At 43.7% G+C, this 654-nt stretch carries 1 pseudogene; it reads left to right on the forward strand.

What is annotated here, in order from left to right:
• Positions 1–81: 81 nt before the first annotated feature.
• Positions 82–654: pseudogene (locus L693_RS0117420) on the forward strand (aldehyde dehydrogenase family protein); the annotation flags it as partial.

Genomic DNA, 654 nt, shown 5'->3' on the forward strand with positions numbered 1-654 from the left:
ATTGCCCTGGAGAAAGTTGCTTCTCGCAAAGTGTAACAAGATATTTACCAAAAACCGCATAAAGGAAAGGGAGGATGTATCATGAGTATGAATCCGGAACTGGAAAAAAATACGCTTTTTTTGGAAAGGCATGAAGCAATTCTGAAGTGCCTTAATTATTTGATCGAGCATCGGCAGGAAGTGATGGATATTCTCACCCAATTTTCATCCTATCGGGCCGCCAATGCAGAAATTGATTCCACCATCCTCACACTTCAAGGTGCTTTGGAGGAAGTACAGACCTATCAGCCAGGCTGGCAGCGTTCTATGGCTGTATTTATGCCTTCCAACGTCGTTTTGTACTCCTACGCATTATACCTTTTGATTCCGGCCCTGTACGTTGAAAAGATAGACTTTCGCCCTTCTTCTCACGTAAACGAGTACGTCAGCATGCTGCATGAAAAGCTCCAGGCTGTACATGGGTTACCCATCTATATTCGTAAAGTAAGTCAGAAGGTGTTTATGGAGAATTCCGTGATGCCGACTGATATTGTGGTGTTCACTGGGAGCTATACCAATGCGGAGAAGATCAAAAAACAAATCCGAAAAGAGCAACTCTACATTTTCTACGGACAAGGGATAAATCCTTTCATCATCGGACCCGATGCCGATCTG

Source organism: Paenibacillus sp. 1-18 (assembly GCF_000520755.1).
GTDB lineage: Bacteria > Bacillota > Bacilli > Paenibacillales > Paenibacillaceae > Paenibacillus > Paenibacillus brasilensis.